The sequence below is a fragment of the Candidatus Allofournierella merdipullorum genome (assembly GCF_048426865.1).
GTDB classification, from domain to species: Bacteria; Bacillota; Clostridia; order Oscillospirales; family Ruminococcaceae; genus Allofournierella_A; species Allofournierella_A merdipullorum.
The window spans coordinates 1-16,570 of sequence record NZ_DBFNWJ010000052.1 but is presented as its reverse complement, the minus strand read 5'-3'; the positions used below and the strand labels follow the sequence as shown (position 1 = coordinate 16,570).

15 protein-coding genes are annotated in these 16,570 nt (G+C 66.9%); 5 read left to right on the top strand and 10 right to left on the bottom strand.

From position 1 onward, the window contains the following. Nucleotides 1–3 precede the first annotated feature (3 nt). The 8 genes from ACMNAY_RS09760 to ACMNAY_RS09725 all read right to left on the bottom strand — a co-directional run bounded on the left by ACMNAY_RS09760 (nucleotide 4) and on the right by ACMNAY_RS09725 (nucleotide 9,011). On the bottom strand, nucleotides 4–915 hold the full coding sequence (locus ACMNAY_RS09760) for an SPFH domain-containing protein (RefSeq protein ID WP_418719239.1): 912 nt from the start codon (nucleotides 913–915) through the stop codon (nucleotides 4–6). 38 nt (nucleotides 916–953) lie between these two features. Then, nucleotides 954–1,427, bottom strand: coding sequence for an NfeD family protein (locus tag ACMNAY_RS09755; protein ID WP_394977787.1), 474 nt, complete (start codon nucleotides 1,425–1,427; stop codon nucleotides 954–956). A gap of 461 nt (nucleotides 1,428–1,888) precedes the next feature. Further along, entirely contained in the window at nucleotides 1,889–3,736 is a 1,848-nt protein-coding gene (locus tag ACMNAY_RS09750; protein ID WP_418719238.1) for a heavy metal translocating P-type ATPase, read from the bottom strand. A 27-nt stretch (nucleotides 3,737–3,763) separates the two neighbouring features. Beyond that, the gene (locus tag ACMNAY_RS09745; RefSeq protein WP_177522139.1) at nucleotides 3,764–3,979 is read right to left on the bottom strand and encodes a cation transporter; all 216 of its coding nucleotides are present in this window, start codon (nucleotides 3,977–3,979) and stop codon (nucleotides 3,764–3,766) included. A 15-nt stretch (nucleotides 3,980–3,994) separates the two neighbouring features. Next, a complete protein-coding gene (locus ACMNAY_RS09740) occupies nucleotides 3,995–4,357 on the bottom strand; it encodes an ArsR/SmtB family transcription factor (RefSeq protein WP_394967777.1) in 363 nt (120 codons plus the stop codon). A gap of 137 nt (nucleotides 4,358–4,494) precedes the next feature. Further along, nucleotides 4,495–7,227, bottom strand: a complete 2,733-nt coding sequence (locus tag ACMNAY_RS09735) for a suppressor of fused domain protein (protein ID WP_418719237.1) — start codon at nucleotides 7,225–7,227, stop codon at nucleotides 4,495–4,497. Beyond that, nucleotides 7,224–7,664 carry a hypothetical protein gene (locus ACMNAY_RS09730; protein WP_394977792.1) on the bottom strand — a complete coding sequence of 147 codons (441 nt, stop codon included), beginning with the start codon at nucleotides 7,662–7,664 and terminating at the stop codon, nucleotides 7,224–7,226. The genes ACMNAY_RS09735 and ACMNAY_RS09730 overlap by 4 nt, the downstream gene beginning before the upstream one ends. 15 nt (nucleotides 7,665–7,679) lie before the next feature. Beyond that, a complete protein-coding gene (locus ACMNAY_RS09725; protein ID WP_418719236.1) occupies nucleotides 7,680–9,011 on the bottom strand; it encodes an MATE family efflux transporter in 1,332 nt (443 codons plus the stop codon). Nucleotides 9,012–9,135: 124 nt separating this feature from the next. Between ACMNAY_RS09725 and ACMNAY_RS09720 the strand changes: the two genes are divergently transcribed. The 3 genes from ACMNAY_RS09720 (at nucleotide 9,136) to ACMNAY_RS09710 (ending at nucleotide 11,549) form a co-directional block, all read left to right on the top strand. Further along, nucleotides 9,136–9,645, top strand: a complete 510-nt coding sequence (locus ACMNAY_RS09720) for a hypothetical protein (protein WP_418719235.1) — start codon at nucleotides 9,136–9,138, stop codon at nucleotides 9,643–9,645. A 68-nt stretch (nucleotides 9,646–9,713) separates the two neighbouring features. Then, nucleotides 9,714–10,589, top strand: a complete 876-nt coding sequence (locus ACMNAY_RS09715) for an NAD(P)H-hydrate dehydratase (protein WP_418719234.1) — start codon at nucleotides 9,714–9,716, stop codon at nucleotides 10,587–10,589. 192 nt (nucleotides 10,590–10,781) lie between these two features. Next, complete coding sequence (locus ACMNAY_RS09710) at nucleotides 10,782–11,549, top strand: GNAT family N-acetyltransferase (RefSeq protein ID WP_418719233.1); 768 nt, start codon at nucleotides 10,782–10,784, stop codon at nucleotides 11,547–11,549. A gap of 63 nt (nucleotides 11,550–11,612) precedes the next feature. Here ACMNAY_RS09710 and ACMNAY_RS09705 read toward each other — a convergent pair whose 3' ends face one another. Continuing rightward, nucleotides 11,613–12,338 (bottom strand): ZIP family metal transporter, encoded by a 726-nt coding sequence (locus ACMNAY_RS09705; RefSeq protein WP_418719232.1) that lies wholly within the window; start codon nucleotides 12,336–12,338, stop codon nucleotides 11,613–11,615. A gap of 174 nt (nucleotides 12,339–12,512) precedes the next feature. After that, on the bottom strand, nucleotides 12,513–13,004 hold the full coding sequence (locus ACMNAY_RS09700; protein ID WP_418719231.1) for a hypothetical protein: 492 nt from the start codon (nucleotides 13,002–13,004) through the stop codon (nucleotides 12,513–12,515). A gap of 114 nt (nucleotides 13,005–13,118) precedes the next feature. Between ACMNAY_RS09700 and ACMNAY_RS09695 the strand changes: the two genes are divergently transcribed. Together ACMNAY_RS09695 and ACMNAY_RS09690 are read left to right on the top strand one after the other, a co-directional pair. Next, complete coding sequence (locus ACMNAY_RS09695) at nucleotides 13,119–14,348, top strand: class I SAM-dependent rRNA methyltransferase (protein ID WP_418719230.1); 1,230 nt, start codon at nucleotides 13,119–13,121, stop codon at nucleotides 14,346–14,348. A gap of 91 nt (nucleotides 14,349–14,439) precedes the next feature. Continuing rightward, nucleotides 14,440–16,530, top strand: a complete 2,091-nt coding sequence (locus ACMNAY_RS09690; protein ID WP_418719229.1) for a glutamine synthetase III — start codon at nucleotides 14,440–14,442, stop codon at nucleotides 16,528–16,530. Nucleotides 16,531–16,570: the final 40 nt, after the last annotated feature.

Sequence of the window (16,570 nt, the reverse complement as noted above, 5' to 3'; positions counted from 1 at the left end):
TTTTTATTTCTTTTCCGCGGGAACGTCGGTGAGCATCTCCTTCACGGAGGTCACAAGGCCCGCCAGGTTCTGCATGTCGCTGGGGATGATGAGCTTGGTGGCTTTGCCGTCGGCCACCTTTTCCAGCGCCTCCAGCCCCTTCAGAGCCAGCACACGGTCGCTGGGGGCGGCCTCGTTCAGCAGCTTGAGGGAGTCGGCCAGGGCCTTCTGCACCTCCATGATGGCCTGGGCCTCGCCCTGGGCCTCGCGGATGCGCTGCTCGCGCACCGCGTCCGCACGCAGAATGGCGCTTTCCTTTTCGCCCTCGGCCACCAGAATGGCGCTGCGCTTTTCGCCCTCCGCCCGCAGGATGGCCTCGCGGCGCTGACGCTCGGCTTTCATTTGCTTTTCCATGGCGTCCTGGATCTCGGCGGGCGGGATGATGTTCTTCACCTCCACCCGGTTGACCTTGATGCCCCACTTGTCGGTGGCCTGGTCCAGGATGGCGGTGATCTTGGTGTTGATGACGTCGCGGCTGGTGAGGGTGTGGTCCAGCTCCATCTCACCGATGATGTTGCGCAGGGTGGTGGCGGTGAGGTTCTCGATGGCGGCCATGGGGCGCTCCACGCCGTAGGTGAAGAGCTTGGCGTCGGTGACCTGGAAGAAGACCACCGTGTCGATCTGCATGGTAACGTTGTCGCGGGTGATAACAGGCTGGGGCTTGAAGTCCACCACCTGTTCCTTCAGGCTGACCTTCTTGGCCACCCGCATGAGGAAGGGCACCCGGAAGTGCAGGCCAGCCTCCCAGGTGGCGTTATAGACGCCCAGCCACTCTATCACATAGGCAGTGGCCTGGGGCACGAGGCAGATGCAGCTGATGAGCAGGATCACGATCAGGAGCAGCAGGGGGATGATGATGAACAGTACGAACGGCATAAACGATTCCTCCTTATTTTAAAATGGGGGGACAGGGTTCAGACTTCGGCGGCGGCCGGCTGCTGTGCCGGTTCCACCCGCAGGGTGGAGCTTTCCACAGCGGTGACGACGCATTCGCCGCCCTCTTCCAGGGCTGTGTCGCAGACGGCGGTCCAGTCCACGCCGTCCAGCCGCACACGGCCGGGCACGCCGGGACGTACCGGCTGCACCACCACCGCGCGGCGGCCGATGTTGCGCTCGAGGCCCAGCACGGCGGCGGGCTTGCGGGCCCGCATGCGGGCCACCAGGGGTTTGGTGACGGCAAGCGCCGCGGCGCTGACCAGCGCGAAGGCCAGCAGCTGATAGAGCAGGTCAGAGGTGAACAGGCTTGTGATGAGCCCGGCCAGCGCGCCCACGGCGAACCAGATGCTCACCAGGTTGACGGTGGCAGCCTCCACGATGACGAACAGCGCCAGGGCGATGAGCCAGCCGGCGATGGCCGCGCTTTCAGGCACGAGGATGGGTTCGAACATAAAGACTCCTTTCCGGCGGCCGGGGCCGCCTCCCCGAAATCGGGGGCACCGGTGTTGTCTTTATCTTATCAAAAACAAATACGAATGACAAAGGCGGAAATATCACAAAAAAGCCGGATTTTACCCGTTTTTGACTGCGGCGCGCGAAGGCGGCCCCCGGGATCAGCGGGGCGAAGCCGGGGCAGACCGGGGAAAGGCGGGCGAAAAAACGGGGCGGGAAGGGCGGTGTTGCGGCCTGTTTCTCCCGGTTTGCCACGCGATGCCAGCCGAGCAGGCCGCGGTGCTGCCGCCGCGTAGTGCGCCTGGAGACGAACACTTTGGCCGCAAGGGCAAAGTGTCCGGATCCGAGCGTGCGGCGGCGGTCAGCCCGCGGCCCGTCCCAGCCCCCGCTCGCCTCACTTTTGGCGTTCGCCCCACGCAAAAGCGGGCGGCCCCGAAGGACCGCCCGCCGTGCGCTCTGTTCAGTTTTTTGCCGCGCCCAAAGTGCGCATGGAGTTGAGCACCGCCAGCACCATCACGCCCACGTCGGCGAAGATGGCCGCCTGCATGCCCACCAGGCCGAAGGCCCCGAGGGCAAGGCAGCCGAATTTGACAGCCAGCGCGAACACGATGTTCTGGCGCACCACCGCAAGGCACCCCCGGGCCACTTTCATGGCCAGACTCAGCTTTGCCGGGTCGTCGTCCATCAGGACGATATCCGCCGCTTCGATGGCCGCGTCCGAACCCATGGCCCCCATGGCGATGCCCACGTCCGCCCGACTGAGCACCGGCGCGTCGTTGATGCCGTCGCCCACAAAGGCCAGGGTGGCGCGGCGGGGTTTTTGGGCCAGCAGCTCCTCCACGCAGGCCACCTTGTCGCCGGGCAGCAGCTGGGCGCGCACCTCGTCGATGCCAAGGCTCGCCGCCGTCTGGCGGGCAGCGGCCTCGCCGTCGCCGGTGAGCATCACCGTGCGCACGCCGCCGGCGCGCAGGGCTTTGATGGCCGCTTTGGCGGTGGGCTTTTCCTTGTCGCTGATGAGCACGCCGCCCAGAAACCCGCCGCTTTGGGCCACATACACCACGCTGCCCGCGCCCTCCACGGGCCGGAACGCCACCCCCAGCTGCTCCATCAGCCGGGCGCTGCCCACCGCTGTGGGCACGCCGTCCACCAGGGCGGTGACGCCGTGGCCGGCGGTCTCGGTGACCTCTTTCACCCGGTCGGGGGCGGACTCGATGCCCGCCGCCCGCCGCAGGCTGAGGGCGATGGGGTGGCCGGAGAACTGCTCGGCCAGGGCCGCGGCCTCCAGCACACGGTCTTCCTCCACGCCGGGGGCGGGGAACACCCGGCTCACCTCAAAGACGCCCTGGGTGAGGGTGCCGGTCTTGTCGAACACGACGGTGCGGGTGCTGGCCAGGGCCTCCAGGTAGTTGCCGCCCTTGACCAGGATGCCCGCCCGGCTGGCGCCGCCGATGCCGCCGAAGAAGGCCAGCGGCACACTGATGACCAGCGCGCAGGGGCAGCTGATGACCAGGAAGGTGAGGGCCCGGCGCAGCCACTCGGCCCAGCCGCCCAGAACGAGGGGCGGCAGCACCGCCAGCGCCAGCGCGCCGATGCACACCGCCGGGGTGTACCACCGGGCAAAGCGGGTGATGAAGTTTTCCGCCTTGGCCTTTTTCATGCTGGAGTTTTCCACCAGGTCCAGGATGCGGCTGACGGTGGACTGGCCGAAGGGCTTGGTCACCTCCACCCGCAAAAGGCCCGTGGTGTTGACGCAGCCGCTGATGACCTCGTCCCCCACGGCCACGTCCCGGGGCAGGCTCTCGCCGGTGAGGGCGCTGGTGTTCAGGGCCGAAACGCCCTCCACCACCCGCCCGTCCAGCGGGACCTTTTCGCCCGGGCGCACCACGATGATGCGGCCCGGCTCCACTTCCTCCGGGCTGACGGTGACCACCGCGCCGTCCTGTTCCAGGTTGGCGCTGTCCGGCCGGATGTCCATCAGCGCGGCGATGCTGCGGCGGCTCTTGCCCACGGCGTAGCTCTGGAACAGTTCGCCCAGCTGGTAGAACACCATGACCTCCACGCTCTCGCCGTATTCCCCCAGGGCCAGCGCGCCCACGGTGGCCACCGCCATCAAAAAGTTCTCGTCGAACACTTCGCCGTGCACCACGCCCAGCACCGCCCGGCGCAGCACGTCGTAGCCGATGATGAGATAGGGCACCAGATACAGCGCCAGCCGCACCCAGCCTTCGGCGGGCACGAAGTGCAGCGTCGCCAGCAGCGCCGCCGACACAAGGATGCGCGCCAGCATCCGTTTTTGTTTGCGGTTCATTTCAGAACGCTCCCTCCCCCGCCGGGCTCACAGATAGATCTCGCAATCCGGCTCGATCTTGCGGCAGGCCTTGACCACCTGCTTCATCAGCGCGTCGAAGCCCTCGTCCGGGGCCTCCACCACCATCTTCTGGGTCATAAAGCTGACGGCGGCGCTCTCAACGCCCGGCAGCTTCTGCACCGCCTGCTCCATCTTGGCCGCGCAGTTGGCGCAGTCCACTTCGATTTTGAATGTCTTTTTCATGGTTCGTTCCTCCTTTTATTCTGCGATATGCTCAAGCCCCAGGGCGATGATGTCCCGCACATGGTCGTCGTCCAGCCCGTAGAACACCGTTTTGCCCTCCCGCCGAAAACGCACCAGCTTGTTGGCTTTCAAAATGCGCAGCTGGTGGCTCACCGCCGAGGGCGTCATGGCAAGGCACTGGGCGATATCGTTGACGCACAGCTCGCTTTCAAACAGCGCGTAAAGAATTTTGACCCGGGTGGTGTCGCCAAAGACCTTGTACAGCTCCGCCAGGTCATAGAGCACCTCGTCCGGCGGCAGCGCGCCGCGCACCTTTTCGCACCGCTCGCCGCCCTCGCCTTCGCCGCAGGCCTTTGCCCGGGAAATGGTCTCATCCATGGGGGTCGCTCCTTTCGTTATCAACATTTGAACATCTGTTCAAATGAATTATATTCTTATCCTTTGCCGTTGTCAACGGGGGAACGGAGATTTTTTCAAAAAAAGGCCGCCGGGGAAATTCCCGGCGGCCTTTGGCCTTACTTGTTCTTTTGGAGGGGCGTGCCCTTGGCTCCCGGCCGGAAGGGCGCAAAGCCTGCCCCGGTGCAATCCGGCGGGGTGAGCAGGCGGGCGGCGGCAGTCAGCGCTTTTTCCAGGTCCAGCGCCAGCACGTCGATGTAGCACCGCTTTTCGCCCACCGCGCCGCCCAGCACCGCAAGGCTGCCCGCGCCCTGGCGGGCCAGGGCCTCTTCCAGCGCGGCCCGCCGGGCCACCGGGTCTTCGCCGGGGGCGGGGGTGTAGTAGAAATAGCCCGGCACCGCCCCGTCCGCCGCAGCGGCGGCGCAGAAGGACGCATCCCCCGCCGCGAAGGCCCGCTGAAGCCCTTCGAAGCAGGTGGTGCCGGCGATGAGATCCCGCCGCAGGCCCTTTTTGCCGGTGGGTTCGCTTTGGTAGCCGGCCCAGAGGGGCGGCGTTTCGTCAAAGGCGAACTCCCACCAGCGGCTCAGATGGGCGGGGGCCAGGGTCTTCCAGGTCGGGGCCAGCCAGCGCCGGTGGGGGGCGTTTTGCCACAAGAGGGTCAGCCGCAGTTTTTCCCCCGCCGGTTCCAGTTTGAACTCCGGCGCAGGGAAGCAAAGGCCCAGCAATTCTTTCAGAGCGGGACGCACCCCTTCGCAGCCTTGGGCAAAGGCTTTTTCCGCCAGCGCGTCCTCCTGTTCGGCAAAGGCCGCCCAGAAACGGGCCGCCCGGTCGGGGAAGGGTTCCAGACACACCGGCAGGTCCAGCGCCGCGCGGCACCAGCGCAGGTAGGTCTCGGCGTCGCCGTCGCCGGGGGCCATCCGGTCGCTGGCCTCAAAGCAGGCCAGGGCCTCGTCCAGTTTGCCCTGATAGTAGAGAGAAAAGCCCATGCGGAAGTGCCACAGCGGGTCGGCGGCACCGGCGGCCTCCACCCGTTTCAGCGCGGCGGCGGCATCTTCGTAGCGGCCCAGATTGTTCAGCGACCGGGCCAGCATCCCCGCCAGCCGGGGGCTGTCTCCCGCCTGTTCCGCCAGCAGCGCGGCAATGCCCTCATCGTCCGCCCGGCGGTCCAATTCTTCCAACTGCACCATCAGCAGGTCGGGCGGGGGCGGTTCCAGCTCGCCCACGGCGCAGGGCCGGTCCACCTGCACCCAGGGGAAATCCAGCAGGCCCTTGCTTTCCATTGCGTCCAGCAGACCGTCCGCGTCCTCGCCCAGTTTCAGATCCATCTCGGGGGCGTAGAGGGGCAGCAGCTGATAAAAATTCACCGACTCGCCCCCCGGCAGCGGGCAGATAGCCGCCGGTTCGGGGGCGTCCAGCGGGTCCACCAGCATGGAGCCGCAGAGCAGGGTGTTATAGGCAAAGGGCCTCCCGTTGGGCACGGTGTGGCCCCAGCCCAGCCAGGTGCCCTGCTCGGCGGGCATCCGGGCCAGCAGGCGCAGCCAGCGCACCGGCCAGCGCCAGATCTCCCGTTCGCCCTCCACCTTCCAGCCGGCGGGCAGCAGCATCATCAGCTCCGCCCGTTCCAGCCGCTGGCCCACCAGGTCCGGAGGCATTTCCATGGGCCGCGCGCCCATGCCCCAGGTGAGCAGGGTATAGTACTCCCGGCCCGGCTCCGGGTCGATGATGAGCACCGAGATGCCGTCCGCGCCGGGCAGCACCCGGCTCACCGGGCCGAACCAGGTGAAGATGTGTTTTTGCAGCGCCGCTGTCTGGGCGGGGGTGTAGCCCGGCGCAGGAGGCGGCGGGGGCGCGAGAGGCGCGGGAGTCGCATCGAACCAGCTGGCGGGCCAGCGCTCCTCATAGAGCTGCGCGGGGGCCGACAGGTCATGCCCGATCATCACATAGACGTAAAGGGGCTCCTCGGGGCAATGCCCGGCGTGGTAGCCCAGCTGAGCCCGGCCCTGCCGGTCCACCAGCACCTCCGCCGGGGCAAGGCGCACGCCGGGCCGGCGCTTTTGGGCCAGCGGGCGGCCCTCCTTCTCCAGCCGGGGCAGCGCCTCCGCCAGCGCCGCCAGCCAGGCCGGATCCAGTTTGGAGGCGGCGGCCTCGCTCATGCGCAGGCGCATGTCCAGAAAGCCATCGCCGAAGGGCACCCGGCAGTAGCACCAGGGAGACTCAAAAACCCACTCCCGGGCGCCCAGGGCTGCCGACACCCGGCCAAGGCCCGCGCCGTCCGCCAAAAAGCCGGGGGCGAGGGCGCGCACCTGCTGTTCTTTTTCGGCGGGCGCGGCGCACACCGCCAGCTCTTCCAGCGGGGCGTTTGCCGCCACCGCAGCCCGCAGCCGGGCCAGCACCGGGCTTTCGCCCTCCCGGGCAAAGGCCTCGTCCAGCACCGCCAGCGCCCCGGGCACGTCGCCGTCCCAGGCGTTCAGCACCGCCGCCATCGCCGCCAGCAGGCCCTGCCCGCCAAAGCGGCGCACGCCCTCCCGGGCCCAGCGCAGGGCCGCCCGGGCTTCGCCGGTGTAGAGGCAGGCCCGGGCCATGGCCCCGTACCAGAAATCGGTGCGGGCGGCCTCGGCGGTCTTTTCCAGCCAGCGGCGGGTGTGCCAGTAGCACTCGTAGTCCCCCGCCGCGTCGTCCAGCCGGGCCACCAGCGCCGCCAGCTCGCCGTCGGCAAAGATGTCGCTCTGGGCCCAGCGGCCCTCGTCCAGGCCGTCCTCCAGATGGTGCTGGATCTCGTCCAGCATGACGTAGTACCGGCCCTCGGCCTCCAGCGGGGCCAGCCGGTCCAGAAAGGAGCGGGACAGGATCATTGCGCCCGCTCCTCCAGAATTTTTTCACGCACAAAGCGGCTCACCGCCGCCAGTACCCGCCGCTCGCGGGTGAAGTCCCACAGCAGCAGGGCCAGGGCGATCACCCCGGGCAGGATGCTCGCGCCGGTGTTGGGGGCCAGGATGCGCGCGGCGGTCATGCCCGCCAGTGCCAGAGTCGCCGCGGCCCAGATGATCCAGCGCAGCAGCCAGGACTCGTGAAAGGCCAGATGCAGCCGCCCGTCCTCGCACTCAATGTCGAACCAGGGGGCGTAAATGCCCTTTTTCAGTTCCAGAACGGTGGGGCGCTCCTTTTTGTAATAGGGCTCGCTCTCCACGGTGACCTGCCAGCCGCCGGGCAGCTTCTCCTGCCGGTGGGCCAGCAGCGCTTCGTGGAGCTCGAATTTGTTCTTTTCGGTCTTGAATCCCAGTCGCTGCATGGTGTTTCCTCCTTTTTATTCGCCGGCGGGCAAGAGCGCCAGATGCCGGCGGGTAAGAACAACGGCCACCGCCGCGGTGAGCATCACCGCCGCGGGATAGGCCACCCACACGCCCTCCAGCTGCAGCCAGAGAGGCAGGGTGAACAGGAACAGGGGCTGCGCGCCCAGCGGTTCGCCGTAGGCGAGGATGCCGCCGGCCAGCGGTTCGCCCACGGCGCAGAAATAGCTGCAGGAAAAGCGCACCACCGCCACAAAGGGGCAGGCGAGGGTGAGGGTCCACATGGCCGCCGCGCCCTGGGCCGCCGCCTCGGGGCTGGCGCCGAACACCGCGGGCAGCACCTGGCGCAAAGCAAAGCAGGCCACGCCGCTGATCACCGCCACAGCCACCGCCAGTGCAAGCCCCTTGCGGCGCAGATGGCAAAGGCCCTGCCAGTCCCGCGCGCCCCGGGCGTAGCTGACCAGGGGCTGAAGCCCGTCGCCCACGCCGCTGATGAGGGGGATGATGCTGCCCAGCACATAGCTGAGCACCGCGTAGACCGCCACGCCCTGGGTGCCGCCGTAGCGCAGCGCCCGCAGGTTGGTGATGAGCAGGATGGCGCTGGTGGAGATAGAAAGCCCGAAGGGGGAAACGGCATAGTGCAGGATGCCTTTTATCATCCGCTTGCAGGGGGCGAACTGGCCAAGGCGCAGCGGCCAGCCTTTATGGGCCAGCAGCAGCGGCAGCGCCGCCAAAGCGCAGGCGCCCTGAGACAGGCCGGTGGCCAGCGCCGCGCCGGGCAGGCCCCACTGGAACCGCTGGATGAACAGCCAGTCCAGGAAAATATTGCCCAAAAGCCCGCCCACGGTGACGGTCATAGCTGCCAGCGTGCGCCCGGCGCTGCGCACCAGGGGCAGAAGGCCGGTGGCGAACACCTGGCAGACGGTGAGCAGGCAGACCACCCGGATGTAGGCGGCGGCCAGGGGATAGAGTTCCTCGTTGGCTCCGATGAGGGGCAGGATGTACGGATAGGTCAGGCCCAGCCCCACGCCCAGCGCCACGGCGCTGGCCGCCAGAAGCAGCACGGCGTTGCCCCGGGCGGTAAGGGCTTCGTCCTCGTCGCCTTTGCCCAGGGCGGTGGCAAGGCGCACCGCGCCGCCGGTGCCCACCGCCAGGCTCACCGCCTGGATGAGGGCCACGATGGGCCAGGCCACGTTGATGGCCGCAAGGCCTGCGTCGCCCAGATTGCGGCCGATGAACAGGCCGTCCACGATGATAAAACAGCTGTTCAGCAGCTGGCTGAACATGCTGGGCAGCGCATAGCGCCAGAACTGGCCGCGGATGGCGGCGGAAGGTTCGTTGTGCATCATTCCACCTCTTTCCTTGGAATTATAGCCTTTTTTCCCGCCCTTGGCAACGGCGGGGCGGCTCTGGATTTTTGTGTCCCGTTCGTATATAATGGTAACAGTATCACCAAAAAGGGGGCGGGCAGCTTTGTACAACAAGATCCAGGTGATCCGGAAACTACTGATCGGCGCCGCGGCGCTGGCAGTGGCCATCTGCATCACCATTTTCATCCGGGAGAACATGGACGTAAAAAGCCCCGAGCAGGCGCTGCCCTCCATCACCATCACCATGAACGGCACCACCGCCATGGCCCCGGAGATGATCTTCCGGGCAGGGTATGAGTGGAACTTCTTCACCACCACCGCCAAGGACACCCCGCCTTACAGCAGCCAGGACCTGCAGGCCCACACCCCGCCGGTGGAGATGCTGGCCCGCACCTATATGGACATTGATTTTTCGCTGGAACCCGACAGCCTGACCATCAGCCGCTCGGACGAGGAAAACTTCGACGCCTTTCTGGAGCTGGTGGACGCCGAGGAAGGCCCCATCATCGCCCCCGCTACGCCTGGCGTTTACATGTACCGCATTCAGGCGGACTTCGGCTGGCGCGGCTCCATCGTCTACTTCTTCCGCATCCGGGTGCAGGCGGGCAGCTGAGGGGAACACACCGTTTTTCGGGGCCGCGGCAGAACGCCGCGGCCTTTTTCAAAAAGGAGGCACGGGACATGGCAAAGGAGATCACGGCGCAGCAGGTGTTCGAACTGCTGCCCCGCCGCAAAGCGGACAGCCACAAGGGCAGCTACGGCAAGGTGATGTGCCTTGCCGGGTCGGCCCGTTTCCGGGGCGCGGCGGCGCTGGCCGCTGAGGGTGCGCTGCGCATCGGGGCCGGGCTGGTGACGCTGGCTTCGGTGGAGCCGGTCATCGCCGCCGTGGCAGCCCGGCTGCCGGAGTGCGTCTTTCTGCCCTGCCGCCAAAGCGCCGAGGGCGGCGTGAGCGCCCAGAGCGCCGGGGCGGTGCTGGAAAAAGTGCGGGGCATGGACGTGCTGCTCTTCGGGCCGGGTCTCGGCGACAGCGAGGACACCGCCGCCCTGCTGGAAAAGCTGGGCCCTTCCGCCGGGTGCACCCTGGTTCTGGACGCGGACGGTCTGAACGCCGCCGCCAAAATGGAGGCTCTGCCCCGCTCGCCGGGTCTGCCGCTGATCTTGACGCCCCACCCCGGGGAGATGGCCCGGCTGTGCGGCCTGACCATCGCCGAAGTGAACGCCGGGCGGGAGGGCATCGCCGCCGGCTACGCCCGCGCGGAGGACTGCGTGGCGGTGCTGAAGGGTCACCGCACCATCGTGGCGGGGCCCCAGGGCGAGGTGTTCGTGAACCCCACCGGCAACCCCGGCCTTTCCCGGGGCGGCAGCGGGGACATTCTGGCGGGCATGATCGCCGGCCTTGCAGCCCAGGGCCTTTCGCCCCTGGACGCGGCGGTGTGCGGCGTATGGCTGCACGGCGCGGCGGCGGACCAGTGCGCGAAGCGCCTGGGCCAGTACGGCATGCTGCCCCACGACATCTTCACCGACCTGGGGGCCATCTTCGCCGCCGGGGAGCGGTGACCGAAAGCGAAAGAGAGGGGGCCGCGTTCCCGGCGTGCGCCGGCAAGGAAGCGCCGGGCGCTGCCGGGGCCGGACGGTTCGCAGGCATGGATGCCAAATAAGCCGGGGCGTCGTTTCACAACGAGGCGGCCCGCCTGGTTTCTGCATATCCCGTGCAATGCCGAAAGCATCTTGAAGGATCGGAGCAGGCTTATGACGAATCGTGAAATGCTTGAAATCGCCATGAGGCAGTCCGCAGAGGACCTGGGATGCCGCGAGGCGGATCTCGCGGCAGGCAGAAATGTGGCCGTGCCTTTAAAAATGGGAAAGAACGCCCGGAAATATTTGAAACAGCCCATCACCTGCAGCCTTGTTTCCTATGGGAATAATGTCGTGGCCGCTTCAATCAACGAGACTTTTGCTCTGGTGCGCGAGTACATCGGGAAGTTTGAGTTTTATCACTGTTTTGAAACGCCGAATATGCACTGGCTGAATGAACGCCTGGCCGAAAAAGGGCATAAAATATGCTTTATGGCGGAATATTATCTGCCAGACATAAGCAGGATGCCGCTCCTTTCCTGCGCTTACGAAACGCGCCTGCTGGAGCCGGAAGATTTTGAAGGGCTGTATCTGCCGGAATGGAGCAATGCGCTTTGCAAAGAGCGCAGGCATCTGGATGTGCTTGGAGCCGGCGCATACGATGGGAGCGCGCTGGTCGGGTTGGCCGCCTGTTCCGCGGATTGCGAAGAGATGTGGCAGATCGGCGTGGATGTTCTGCCGGAATACAGGCGGCGGGGCATTGCCTCTGCGCTGACAAGCGCGCTGGCAAGGGAGATCCTGAATCGGAACAAAGTGCCGTTTTATTGCGCGGCCTGGTCAAACATACGGTCAGCCAGGAATGCCGTCAAATGCGGCTTCGTTCCGGCTTGGGTGGAAATGACCGCAAAGCCCGCCGCCATCGTGGATGAAATGAATCTTTAAGCTCCCCACCCGCCGAAGAAAAAAGAATGGGCCGCGTTCCCGACGGAACGCGGCCCCCGTTTTTCACCCCAGCAGAGCGCTCAACGCCAGCATGGCCCCAAAGCCCAGCACAGCGCACACCGCCCCCCGGCCCCCTTCGCCCCGGGCGGCGGGGGCCAGCTGCCGGGCCACGGTGAGGGCCATGGTGCCCGCCGCCGCGCCCATCAGCCAGGGCAGCACCGGCGCGAGGCGCGCCGCCAGCGCTCCGGCCAGCGCCGCCCCCGCCAGCTCCACCAGGCCGCTGGACGCCCCCGCCGCGAAGGCCGCCCGCCGGGTGGCCCCCTTCGCCCGCAATGGCAGGCTGAGGGCCGCGCCCTCGGGGAAGTTCTGCACTCCCAGCCCCAGGCTGAAGGTGAGTGCCCCCGCAAGGCCCGCCCCCTCCCCCGCGGCGGCCACGGCCCCCGCAAGGCCCACCGCCATGCCCTGGGGCAGGTTGTAAAAGGCGCTGGCCAGCACAAGGCCCGCCGCGCTTTTCTTTCGGGTGATTCTCCCGGCCAGCGGCCCCAGGGCCGCCAGCGCCGCCGCGCCGAGAAACGCCCCCGCCAGCGCCGCGGGCCAGCCGCCCGTCTCTGCGGCGGGCAGCAGCAGGCCGAACAGCCCCGCCCCCAGCATGATGCCCGCCGAAAGCCCCATGGCTCCCCGCCCCGGGCCGGCGGTGCGCCGCCCGGTCAAAAACACCGTCCCCGCGCCCAGCGCCGTGCACAGGCAGGGCACAAGGTCCATCCAAACAGCCGCCGCGATACGGTGCAACTCTCTCGACCCCCTTTTCCTCCACTGTATACAGCAAAGGGGAAAAGGGTGCCTGTTTCGGGCAGCAAACGCGCCGCGCGGGGCCAAAGCGGCAACAAAAAAGCCCCCCGGGCAGGGGGGCAAAAGGATGTTTTCGCCGCGGCGAAGGCGCGGGCGCGCAGCCAAGGGCGGGCCTCAGCCCTCGCCTCTCGTCTTTGCCCAGTAGTCGGCCATGCTCTGGCCCTTCTCGCCGGTGACCTCCCGGTCCAGATACTCCCGCAGCACGCCGGGCTTCCAGGCAAGGGCCTGGGCCTCGGAGCCGAACTCCACCTCGGCGTAGAAGAACTCGTGCTCGGTGCCCGCGTCCACCCGGTTCACCTCCAGGGTGAGGCCGTCCGCCAGGGGGTAGCGGCGCTGTTCCTTGTGGATGAGGGGCTTGCCGATGAGCTCCTCCAGCTGGAGGAACAGCCCCCGCTCGACGGGCGTTTCTATCTCGGTGCGGGAGAGCCCGCCGGGGCCCGCCTTGCCCTTGAAGCAGAGGATATACTCCACCCCCGCCTCGTCCGCCTCCTCCCGGATGCGCACGGTGGGCCGCAGGGCGATGTAGCCCTGGCGCATGCGCAGGGTGCGCACCGCCTCCAGGCCCTTGGGCCAGTCCTTCACCAGCCATTTGCGTTCTATTTCCATGGTTTTGTGTCTCCTTTTCCGGCCCGTGCCCTTGCCGTGGGCCCCGCGAGCCGCTATACTGAAATGGTACCATTATTATAACCGGTTTTCAACCGATATGAGGGAGCCCTTGTTATGAAAGCTGAACGACCCTATCCCGCTTATACCGTCACCCCCAAGGCCGAGGCCGCCATCCTGAAAGGCCACCCCTGGGTCTACGCCGATGAGATCACCGCCGCCCCCGACACCGCCCCGGAAAACGGCGCGGTGGTGGACGTGCTCAGCCGCAAAGGGCGGTACCTGGGCAGCGGCCTGCTCAGCGAGGCCAGCAAGATACGGGTGCGGCTTTTGAGCCGCAACACCAACGACCGCTTTGACGAGGATTTCTGGCGGCGGCGCATCGAGTACGCCTGGGCCTACCGCAAGGCCATCTACCCCGTGGAGGACCTGCAGTGCTGCCGGGTGGTGTTCGGCGAGGCGGACAGCCTGCCCGGCGTGACGGTGGACCGCTTCGGGCCCATCCTGTCGGTGCAGATTCTTTCCTACGGCATGGACCAGCGCAAGGAGCTGCTGGCCCGGCTTCTGGTGGAGACGCTGCAAGCCGACGGCCAGGTCATCGAGGGCGTTTTTCTGCGCAACGACGTGGCCCTGCGGGAAAAAGAGGGTCTTTCGGAGGGCAAGGGCTGGCTGGAAGTGCCGGGCCTCGTCCACCCGGAGAAGGCCGGGACCATCATCACCGAGAACAGCGTGCGCTACCATGTGGACGTGGAGAACGGCCAGAAGACCGGCTTTTTCCTGGACCAGAAGCTCAACCGCCGCCGGGTGGCCCAGCTGGCAAAAGGCCGCCGGGTGCTGGACTGCTTCACCCACACCGGCAGCTTTGCGCTGAACGCCGCCTTTGGCGGGGCCGAGCATGTGACGGCGGTGGACGTGAGCGAGGCGGCGGTGGAGATGGCCCGCCAAAACGCCGTGCTGAACGGCCTGGAAGGCCGGATGGACTTTGTCTGCGCCGACGTGTTCGACCTGCTGCCCGGCCTTGAGGGCAAGCACGACTACGACTTCATCATCCTGGACCCGCCCGCCTTCACCAAGGCCCGCAAAACGGCAGCCAACGCCATGCGGGGCTATAAGGAGATCAACTACCGGGCCATGAAGCTGCTGCCCCGGGGCGGCATTCTGGCCACCGCCAGCTGCAGCCACTTCGCCACCCCCGCCATGTTCGAGAAGATGCTGGCCGACGCGGCCCAGGACGCCGGGCGGCAGCTGCGGCAGATCGAGGCCCGCCAGCAGGCCCCCGACCATCCCATCCTGTGGAACGTGGAAGAGACCAACTATCTCAAATTCTATCTCTTCCAGGTGGTGTGAGGGCGGCAAAAACCGTTGACATCGGCCGCCGCCGCGCCGTATAATTTCTCACATAAGTTTTTTGCCGCGCCGCGGCAGGGAGGAACCGATCATGCCCCATCCGAATCCGAAGGAAGTGTACGGCTCGCTGGTGTTCAACGAGCATGTGATGAAGGAGCGGCTGCCCGCCGCCACCTACAAGAGCCTGAAGGCCACCCTGCAGAAGGGCCAGCCCCTGGACATCGAGCTGGCCAACGTGGTGGCCAGCTTCATGCGGGACTGGGCCATCGAGAAGGGAGCCACCCACTACACCCACTGGTTCCAGTCCCTCACCGGCATCACCAGCGAAAAGCACGACAGCTTCATCAGCCCCATGAAGGACGGCACCGCCATCATGGAGTTTTCCGGCAAGGAGCTGGTGCGGGGCGAGTCGGACGCTTCCAGCTTCCCCTCCGGCGGCCTGCGGGCCACCGCCGAGGCCCGGGGCTACACCACCTGGGACCCCACCAGCTACGCCTTTGTGAAGGACGGCACCCTGTGCATCCCCACCGCTTTTTGCAGCTGGACGGGCGAAGCCCTGGACGAAAAAACGCCCCTTCTGCGCAGCATGAAGGCGGTGAGCGACCAGGCTTGCCGTATTCTGAAGCTCTTCGGCAAGGACGTGGCCCACGTGGACGTGACCGTGGGCCTGGAACAGGAGTATTTCCTCGTCAAGAAGGAGCACTACGAGCAGCGTGAGGACCTCATCCTCACCGGCCGCACCCTCTTCGGCGCGGCGCCGGCCAAGGGCCAGGAGCTGGAGGAGCACTACTTCGGCGCCCTGCGCCCGGAGGTGAGCGCCTTCATGCACGAGCTGGACGAGGAACTGTGGAAGCTGGGCGTGGGCGCCAAGACCAAGCACAACGAGGTGGCCCCGGCCCAGCACGAGCTGGCCCCCCTCTTCGACCGCTGCAACGTGGCGGTGGACCACAACCTGCTGACCATGGAATTCATGCGCCGGCTGGCCCCGAAGCACGGCCTGGTGTGCCTGTTGCACGAGAAGCCCTTCGAGGGGGTCAACGGCTCCGGCAAGCACAACAACTGGTCGCTGAGCACCCCCGGCATGAACCTGCTGGACCCCGGCGACACCCCCATGGATAACCTGCAGTTCCTCATCTTCTTCGCCGCCGTCATCCGCGCGGTGGACGAGTATCAGGATCTTTTGCGCATGTGCATCGCCTCGGCGGGCAACGAGCACCGTCTGGGCGGCAACGAGGCGCCGCCGGCCATCGTGTCGGTGTTCGTGGGCGACGATCTGGCCGCCATTCTGGACGCCATCGCCTCCGACAGCCAGTATGTGGCCCCCGAGGCCGCCAAGATCGACCTGGGCGTGGACGTGCTGCCCAAGTTCGCGAAAGACACCACCGACCGCAACCGCACCAGTCCCTTCGCCTTCACCGGCAACAAGTTCGAGTTCCGCATGCCCGGTTCCTCCGCCAACATGTCCGACCCGAACACCGTGCTGAACACGGCGGTGGCCAAGGAGCTGAAGGGCTACGCCGACGAGTTGGAGCAGGCCGAGGACTTCGACACTGCTGTCATCGCGCTGGTCAAGCGCACCATCCGCGACCACAAGCGGGTGATCTTCAACGGCAACGGCTACTCCAAGGAGTGGGAGGCGGAGGCCGCCCGCCGGGGTCTTGGCTCCACCCCCGCCGCCTCCGACGCGCTGGCGGCGATGATCCAGCCCAAGAATCTGGAGCTGTTCCGCATGATGGGCGTGCTCAGCGAGACCGAGGCCCGCAGCCGCTACGAGGTGAAGCTGGAAAACTACGCCAAGGTGCGTCACATCGAGGCCGGCACCATGATGGAGATGACCCGCCGCCAGCTGGTGCCCGCCGCTTGCGCCTACATGACCGACCTGGCGAACGGCATCGCCGCGAAGCAGGCCGCCTGCCCCGGCATCAGCTGCAAGGCGGAGGAAAAAGCCCTGCGCCAGCTGACCAACTACACCGACGCCATGAGCGACGCCGCCGACCGGCTGGAAGCCCAGGTGGAGGCCGCCGAGGCCATGACCGACGCGCTGGAGGAGGCCAAGGCCTACCACGACCAGGTGCTGCCCGCCATGCAGGCCCTGCGCGCCGCCGCCGACGCGGCGGAGGCCATCTGCGGCCAGGACTACTGGCCCCTGCCCAGCTACAGCACCATGCTGTTCTATGTATAAACATTAAAAGGGGGGGCGCGCCCGGCACAAAGCCGGGCGC